Raw genomic sequence first — 7,949 nt, 5'->3', positions numbered from 1 at the left:
CATCATCATATGCTTTTCCTTCTGCTATTTCCTCTAATATGAAATTTGTAGTAGAATTTAATATTCCATTTACTTGTGTTACTTTGCAAAGATCTAATGTTTCTTCAACTAGATTAAATACAGGTGTTCCATCCATTACTGTTGTTTCATAATAAAATAAACTATTTTGTTTCTTAGCTAATTCTCTTAATTCTTCATATGCCCATGCAATTGGACCCTTGTTTGCAGTTATAGCATGTTTCTTTCTATTAAGTGCTATTTTAATATGATCTATTGCAGGTTGTCCTGTAAATATTTGAAGGGGAGTTAACTCCATAATCACATCATAATTTACTGTTTTTGCTATCTCCATAGAATTTAACTTAGAATAACATTTTCTTTTCTCATTAAATTTATTTAAATTCTCAATATCAGATAATGTTGATTCTAAATCAATACCAGCTTCATCTACCATACTACCTCTGCTATTTGTAGAAATAGCAACTACTTTTGTATCACATTCATATTTCTCCAATATCTCCTCATGCTTATCCATCAGTAATTTTGCAAAGGCCTTACCAGCACTTCCAAAACCAAGCATTGCTATTTTAAATTCTCTTGTCATTTTAATTTCCCCTTTATGTAAATTTTTTATAATATCTGATTTATGTATTGTATTTAAATACTTCCCTCCACTTATAATTATATCACTTAAAGAGGTGATTTGTTAAATTAAATTACAGGTCAACCCCAATATGATTACTTATCTTATTCAAGGGTAAATTAGTTATAAATAATATATGAGGTGATTACATGAAAGTAGTTATTATAGGTGGAATTGCAGGAGGAATGAGTGTTGCTTTTAAAGCAATTAGAGAAAATCCAGACTTAGAAATTACTGTTTTAGAAAAAGAAGATTATATATCTTTTGGAGCCTGAGGTCTTCCCTATTATATCGGTGATATATTTGATAATATAGATGAAGAATTGTTTACAAAGACAATAGAAGATGCAAGAAAAAAAGGTATTAATTTACTCCAAAAACATGAGGTGAAATCAGTAGATTTTGATGAAAAGAAGGTTTTTGTAGAAGACTTAGAAAATGCTAAAGAAAAAGTCTTTGATTATAATGAATTAGTAATAGCAACAGGGGCATCACCTTTTATTCCAGATATTGAAGGTATAAATTCTGAAAATGTATATACTCTTACAAAACCTTATATAGCTAAGGATTTAAAAGAAAATATAGATAATTATAAAAATATAGCTATAGTAGGTGGTGGATTTATAGGTGTTGAAGTAGCTGAACAACTTTCTAGATATGATCATTTAAATATAAGTCTTTATCATTCAAGAGACCAACTTTTAAATGGCGTATATGATACAAAAGCTGGCATAGCTGCAAAAGATGAAATAGAAAAATTAGGTGTCAATATTCATTTTTCTGAAAGATTAGAGGATGTAGTAGCAGAAGATAAAACTGTAAAAAAAATCATTACTTCAAATAGGCAAGATGAAGTTGATGCTATAATATTAGCTATAGGAGTAAGACCAAATACTAGAATATTTAATAACGGAAGATTAAAAAAGATAAAAAATGGTGCTATTGTAATTGATAAATATGGTCGTACTAATATTGAAAATGTATGGAGTGTTGGAGATTGCGCAACCGTTCCACATAAGTTTTTAAAAAATCCACATATTCCACTTGGAACTAGTGCAAACAAAATAGGTAGACAAATAGGTATAAATTTATCAAGAGATAAAGATAACCTCTTTGCTTCTTATGAATCACTATCTAGTAGTTCTGTTAAAATTGGAGAATTAGAATTTGGAACGACAGGACTTACTGAATCTCAAGCTAAAGACTTGGGCTATTATTATGATATTGCAGAATCTGAAGTTTTAAATAAGCCATCCTATATGCCTGGTTCACATAAAATAGATTTTAGAATTATATATGAAAAGAACAGCTATAGGATACTTGGAGCTAGAGTTTTTGGAAAAAATGATGCTTTAATGCGACTTCATCCATTTACTACTGCAATTCATGCTGGACTTACAACAAAGGATTTGACATATTATGATTATGCTTATTCCCCACCATTTTCACTTTCTTGGGATGCTATAAATATTGCATCTTCTGTAGCAAAATAAAAACATAAAAATAATCCCTGAGTAAATTACTCAGGGATTATCTATATATTATTTTGCTCTAGCACTTTTAACTTCATATCCTACTTTATCAATTGCTTCTTCAAATTTATCAATTGAATTCTTTTCTTCATCAAAATCAAACTTAGCTTTGCTAGAGTTAAATGACACTTTTATTGAATCTTTATCTACCCCATCTACACCTGCAACTGCAGCTTCAATTTTTTGAATACAAGATGGACATGTTAAAGGTTCTAATTGGATTGTTGCTTTTTTCATAATTATTATCTCCCTTCATTATTTTAATTTATACCCTAATAGCCTTATACCATTCAATATAACAACTAGTATACTACCTTCATGTACGAGCATGCCTATAGACATATTCATCCAATTACTAAAAAATACTGCTGATAGTAATAGTAATACAACGCCTACTGCAATAATAATATTTTGAATCATATTTCTAGCTGTAGCTTTTGTAAGTCCAACTGCATGGGGCAAACGACTAATATCTGAATTCATGAGTACAATATCTGAAGTTTCAATAGCTACATCTGTACCATTTCCCATAGCAATACCTATATCTGCTAATGCTAGTGAAGGACTATCATTTATACCATCTCCAACAAAAGCTACTATCTTGCCTTCATCCTTTAGTTTCCTTACATATTCAGCCTTATCTTCAGGTAACATATTTCCATATGCTGCACTTAATCCAAGTTCCTTGCTAACTAGATCAACAGTACCTTGATTATCACCTGATAGCATAATTAAATTTTTCATACCTAATTTTCTTAGTTTTTCAAGATCTTCCTTAGCACCTTTACGAATTTGATCTCGAACCCCCATCAAAATACTAATCTTACCATCAATTGATGTTAGTACCAATGAGTTGCCTCTTTTTTCAAAATCTTTTATATCAGTTTTTGCTTGTTCATTAAATATTACATTTTCTCTTTCCATTAAAGCTACATTACCTACAGCTACTCTGTGACCATCTATATTGGCTATAATTCCTCCACCTTTAACTACTTCTGTATTTTCAACTGTTGATAATTTTATTTCACCAATTTCCTCTAAAACTGCTTTTGCAAGGGGATGGTCTGATTCATTTTCTACACTTGCAAGATAGGAAAGAGCTTTTTTACTATCATCTGAATAATATTTTGTTTCTGATACAGTTGGATTTCCTGCAGTAAGTGTACCTGTCTTATCAAATATCATTGTATATGATCTACTAAAGTCATGTATAACTTCACTACCCTTTAATAGTATCCCTTGCCTTGCACCATTTCCAATTCCTGCAACATTGGATACTGGTACTCCAATTACTAAGGCACCAGGACAACCTAATACCAGAATAGTAATAGCTAGTTCTATGTCTCTTGAAAATAACCACACAATAAATGCTAATACTAATACAGCTGGAGTGTAGTATTTTGAGAAACGATCTATGAAACGTTCTGCTTCAGATTTGGAATCTTGTGCTTCTTCTACCAACTCAATAATTTTACCAAAGGTTGTATCTTCTCCTACACGATCTGCAAGAATTTGAAGTGTTCCATTTTCTAATATTGTACCTGCAAAAACCTTTGAATCCTTTTCTTTTTGTGCAGGAACAGATTCCCCTGTGATACTTGCTTCGTTTATATGTCCTTCTCCAATTAAAACTGTACCATCTACTGGAACCTTTGCACCTGTTTTAACAAGTAGTATATCTCCTTCATCAACTTCAAATACATCAACTTCTTTAAACTTACCATCTTCCATTTGTTTTTCTGCACGTTCTGGTGCCATTTCTGTTAACTCTTTTATAGCAGATCTAGTTTGATTAAGTGTGCGAAGTTCTAAATATGCACCAAATAGAAATAAGAATGTTACAATTGCTGACTCTTCATAATTTTGTATCAAAAATGCACCTACAACAGCAATTGTTACTAATACATCTATACTAACTACCTTTACCCTCAATGCTTGATATGCTTGAAGGGCAATAGGTATTGTACCCAAAATAGATGCTATTATTAATGCCCACTTGAAAATAAGCATATTAGATACAGTCCATTTGCTTAAAAATGCAGTAGCAATCAAAATACCACTAAGCAGCATTATTTTATTTTTATTTTTAAAAATATAGCGTTGCAATAATCTTCACCTTCCTATTATAAAGACTCTATTTATGATATGCCTTATCAAGTTCAGATAACATATTATATACTGCCTCATAAGTTTCACAAGTATTACTAGGCACTGTGTAATCATCTGTAATTTGTCTTAATTCTTTAAACTCATCCTCTAGCTCTAGTGTCTCCAAATCAGAATTTTTTATTTTTATATTAATTTGATTAAAGACCTTGTGCACATCATAAAACTCTGGATGCTCTTTTCCATGTACTCTTTCTACAACCGGAACATATTGTTCTAATGTTTCTATATTTCTTTCCTTTACTTCTTTAAATTTTTTCATCATATATATCCTCTCCCTTTTTTATTATCGTTTGATCTTATATATATCATACCATCATTTGAAAAATTTAAAAATGATTTAAATCAATTTTCATTTTGTAAGCTTTATTAATTTTTCATCTATAGCTAAATCAGAAAAATTAAATTCATTCTTTATCCATTCTAAAGCTTTCTTATGATAAAAAAACACATGCGTTTCATCATTTTTATAATACCAATTTTTAAAATCTATATCTTCATCATATAGACTTGTCATACAAAAAATACTTCCTCCTATATTTAACATATCCTTTAAAGCTTTAAATTCATTATATGGATTATAAAAATGTTCTATTACTTCTGAGCAAATAATATAATCATATTTTTTTTGAAGATTTTTAGGTTCATTATGGAAATAAGGATCATATAATTTCACTTGATAAGATTCTTTTTCTAAAAGACTTGTTATTACAGGACCAGTACCCGCCCCATAATCCAATCCTATATGATTTGTATTATAATTATGTTTCACACCCTCTACAATGGGTGATACAAATTTTTGATAGCCGGTATCATCTACATCATTGTTATGAGTCTTATATCTTGCCTTTTCTTCTTCCTTACTTATATAATTGGAAGGATCTAACATTATAGAAAAACAATTTTCACATCGATAGTATTTATTACCTTTATTTTCATGAAATAATTTTGTACTTGAATTACAAAGTAAACAATTTATATTCTTTTTCAATTTTATCACTACTTTCAATATAATTATTTTAAGTATATTTTATTATAACAAAAAATAAGAAAGATTACTTCCTAGTAATATTATTAATAGAAAGTAATCTAGCATTAAGATTTATAGCTAATATTTAACTTTAAGCTAACATTCCTCCATCAATTCGATGGATAGAGCCTGTTATAAATTCTGAATCATCTGAAGCTAAAAACATCACTAATTTAGCAACTTCTTCAACTTTTCCATATCTTCCTAGCGGTATTGTTTTAATAAATTCTTGCTCCATTGAGTCAGGATCATCAGAGTTAAATCCTGATTCTATAGAATCCATCATTCTTCCTTCAATAGGAGAAGGATTAATACAATTTACCCTGATATTATCGCCTGCAACTTCTAATGCTGCAGTTTTTGTAAGTCCAATCACAGCATGTTTTGAAGTTACATAAGGTGACATTGCAGCTGTTCCACCCAAGCCTGCAACTGATGATGTATTTATAATACTACCAGACTTTTGTTTTTTCATTATAGGTATTACATATTTGAGTCCTAAAAAAGCACCTACTACGTTAACATCTAAAACTTTTTTGAAATCATCCATTTCTAATGCTTCTATAGGTATCATTTTGCCTTCGATTCCAGCATTGTTAAAAAATACATCGATTTTACCATATTCTTCTACTGTTTTATCAACATAGTTTTTAACTTCATCTTCATTAACTACATTTGCTTTAATAGTTAATACATCACCTAAACTTTCTTTGGCTTTTGCTAGTTTTTCATCACTAGTTCCCACGATAGCCACCTTAGCACCTTCTTCTAAAAACATTTTAGCTGTAGTTGTTCCAATATCTCCAGAACCACCTGTAATTAATACTACTTTGTCTTCAAATCTTTTATTCATCGCATAAAACCTCCTTTGATTATTTATACCCTAGATTATAAGCTTAATCCCACAAATACTCGTATTTTAATTATTAATTTTTATATAGGAGTAAGTATATATTAAAATATGATAAAGTAATGATAATTATAATTGAAAAATAAATTTAAATTTATAATAATGAACCATATATATATTTCTGATATAATATCTTTAGAGTATCAAAATAAAAAAGTAAAATTATTGTATTTTATAACTATTATTTTAATATAATTAATAACATAATTTCATTATGTATATTTTAAATTTGGAGGAAGAATATGCAAAGTTTAAAAGAAAAATTTGCCCCAAAAGATCTTACAGAAGGTACTCCTTGGAAACGAATTGTAGAATTTGCAGTACCTATGTTGATAGGAAATATTGCACAACAATTATATAATACTGCTGATTCAATTATTGTAGGAAGATATATTGGAGATAATGCACTTGCTGCAGTTGGCAGTGCTTCCCCTATATTAAATCTTTTACTAGTTTTATTTGTAGGAATCTCTGTAGGAGCTAGTATAATGGTGGCCCAGTATTTTGGAGCTAAGGATAGAGAAGAACTATCTCGTACAATAGGTATTTGTATATCTTTAACAGCTATAGCTTCAATAATTATAATGATTATAGGTCCTCTTCTTTCTAGACCCTTACTTTCACTTCTTAATACGCCAGAATCTATCATAAATTGGTCTACTGATTATTTGAATATTTTCTTCATAGGTATAGCTGGCTTTGCTTATTTTAATATATTGTCTGGAGTTTTAAGAGGACTTGGAGATTCAATTTCAGCTCTTATATTTTTACTAATATCTACTGCTCTTAATGTAATCCTTGATATTATATTTGTAGCTCAATTTAATATGGGTGTTCCTGGAGTAGCTCTAGCTACTATTATTGCACAAAGTTTTTCAGCAATTCTCACTGTTAGAAAATTAATTAAAAATAAAATTAGTTTTGATTTGAATTTTAAAATGCTAAATCTAAACAAAGAATACTCTTATAAATTAATTAAACTTGGATTACCATCAGGGTTAACTCAAGCTATATTCTCTCTTGCAATGATTATAGTACAGTCATTGACTAATAGTTTTGGTGAAATGGTGATAGCTGCAAATCTGACTACTCTGCACACCTAAAGTTGGCAGGTTCTAAATTACTAAAAGCTTCTCTATTAAAAAATAATATCTGATTAATAGAACTAACTTATTTTCATTTAAACTTTATTATCTATATTTATACCCAAATATTAATGATAATTTAAGGCTGGTAGCTCAACCTATATATTAAACTTTTTATTTTATAAATCTATTCCAAAGCTTGAAAATAATTTTATATTATTTGTCTCTTTTAATCTTTTAATTTCTTTAGCATGAAGTTTTAAAAATTTTTCAAAATTCTTATTACATCTATCTCTATCTGTTTCTTTTAAATTATCTTTACTATTCATTATTAAAAATGCACTATATAAGTCTCTTTGTACCCTTATATCATTTATAACTTTCCATCTAGCAGATAATGATACCTTTTTATATTCACCGGTATAATGATTATATTGACTTGCTTTAAACTTCCATGTATCAATATATTTTATTTCTTTTCCAATATAGTTTAATTTTCTTTCTAATATATTAAAAAACTTACTCGGTGCCTTACTTCCTATAGACTTACCAAATCTCTTCTTTCTTTTAAACCTACCGGTTT

General features: G+C 29.0%; 8 protein-coding genes and 2 pseudogenes. 3 read left to right on the top strand and 7 right to left on the bottom strand.

The features are described from left to right. Positions 1-604: pseudogene (locus tag ACTHUW_RS12090) on the bottom strand (hypothetical protein); the annotation flags it as partial. Positions 605-792: 188 nt separating this feature from the next. Between ACTHUW_RS12090 and ACTHUW_RS12085 the strand changes: the two are divergent. Both ACTHUW_RS12085 and ACTHUW_RS12080 read left to right on the top strand, forming a co-directional pair. Further along, positions 793-918, top strand: a complete 126-nt coding sequence (locus tag ACTHUW_RS12085; RefSeq protein ID WP_442198063.1) for a hypothetical protein — start codon at positions 793-795, stop codon at positions 916-918. A gap of 48 nt (positions 919-966) precedes the next feature. After that, a complete protein-coding gene (locus ACTHUW_RS12080) occupies positions 967-2,136 on the top strand; it encodes an FAD-dependent oxidoreductase (protein ID WP_442210332.1) in 1,170 nt (389 codons plus the stop codon). Positions 2,137-2,184: 48 nt separating this feature from the next. Here the strand turns inward: ACTHUW_RS12080 and ACTHUW_RS12075 are convergent, their stop codons facing one another. The 5 genes from ACTHUW_RS12075 to ACTHUW_RS12055 all read right to left on the bottom strand — a co-directional run bounded on the left by ACTHUW_RS12075 (position 2,185) and on the right by ACTHUW_RS12055 (position 6,224). Beyond that, on the bottom strand, positions 2,185-2,412 hold the full coding sequence (locus ACTHUW_RS12075) for a heavy-metal-associated domain-containing protein (protein WP_442198065.1): 228 nt from the start codon (positions 2,410-2,412) through the stop codon (positions 2,185-2,187). Between the two features lie 18 nt (positions 2,413-2,430). Beyond that, positions 2,431-4,281, bottom strand: coding sequence for a heavy metal translocating P-type ATPase (locus ACTHUW_RS12070; protein ID WP_442198066.1), 1,851 nt, complete (start codon positions 4,279-4,281; stop codon positions 2,431-2,433). 28 nt (positions 4,282-4,309) lie between these two features. Further along, positions 4,310-4,606 (bottom strand): iron-sulfur cluster repair di-iron protein, ric, encoded by a 297-nt coding sequence (locus ACTHUW_RS12065; RefSeq protein WP_442198067.1) that lies wholly within the window; start codon positions 4,604-4,606, stop codon positions 4,310-4,312. 87 nt (positions 4,607-4,693) lie between these two features. After that, positions 4,694-5,332: a class I SAM-dependent methyltransferase gene (locus ACTHUW_RS12060; protein WP_442198068.1), complete on the bottom strand. Its 639-nt coding sequence runs from the start codon at positions 5,330-5,332 to the stop codon at positions 4,694-4,696. Between the two features lie 130 nt (positions 5,333-5,462). Next, positions 5,463-6,224, bottom strand: a complete 762-nt coding sequence (locus ACTHUW_RS12055; protein ID WP_442198069.1) for an SDR family NAD(P)-dependent oxidoreductase — start codon at positions 6,222-6,224, stop codon at positions 5,463-5,465. Between the two features lie 299 nt (positions 6,225-6,523). On the opposite strand from ACTHUW_RS12055, the gene ACTHUW_RS12050 reads away from it, so the two are divergent. After that, positions 6,524-7,384, top strand: coding sequence for an MATE family efflux transporter (locus ACTHUW_RS12050; protein WP_442198070.1), 861 nt, complete (start codon positions 6,524-6,526; stop codon positions 7,382-7,384). Positions 7,385-7,545: 161 nt separating this feature from the next. Here ACTHUW_RS12050 and ACTHUW_RS12045 read toward each other — a convergent pair. Beyond that, positions 7,546-7,949: pseudogene (locus tag ACTHUW_RS12045) on the bottom strand (RNA-guided endonuclease TnpB family protein); the annotation flags it as partial.

The sequence above is a fragment of the Senegalia sp. (in: firmicutes) genome (genome assembly GCF_052088025.1).
Classification (GTDB): Bacteria; Bacillota; Clostridia; order Tissierellales; family SIT17; genus Anaeromonas.
The sequence above is the reverse complement of the archived record's forward strand: the minus strand, read 5'-3'. Positions and strand labels throughout refer to the sequence as shown.

Bases quoted from the DNA above. Each gene is read 5' to 3' on its own strand.
- ACTHUW_RS12085 (WP_442198063.1), top strand. From the start codon at position 793: ATGAAAGTAGTTATTATAGGTGGAATTGCAGGAGGAATGAGTGTTGCT.
- ACTHUW_RS12075 (WP_442198065.1), bottom strand. From the start codon at position 2,412: ATGAAAAAAGCAACAATCCAATTAGAACCTTTAACATGTCCATCTTGT.
- ACTHUW_RS12065 (WP_442198067.1), bottom strand. From the start codon at position 4,606: ATGATGAAAAAATTTAAAGAAGTAAAGGAAAGAAATATAGAAACATTA.
- ACTHUW_RS12055 (WP_442198069.1), bottom strand. From the start codon at position 6,224: ATGAATAAAAGATTTGAAGACAAAGTAGTATTAATTACAGGTGGTTCT.
- ACTHUW_RS12050 (WP_442198070.1), top strand. From the start codon at position 6,524: ATGCAAAGTTTAAAAGAAAAATTTGCCCCAAAAGATCTTACAGAAGGT.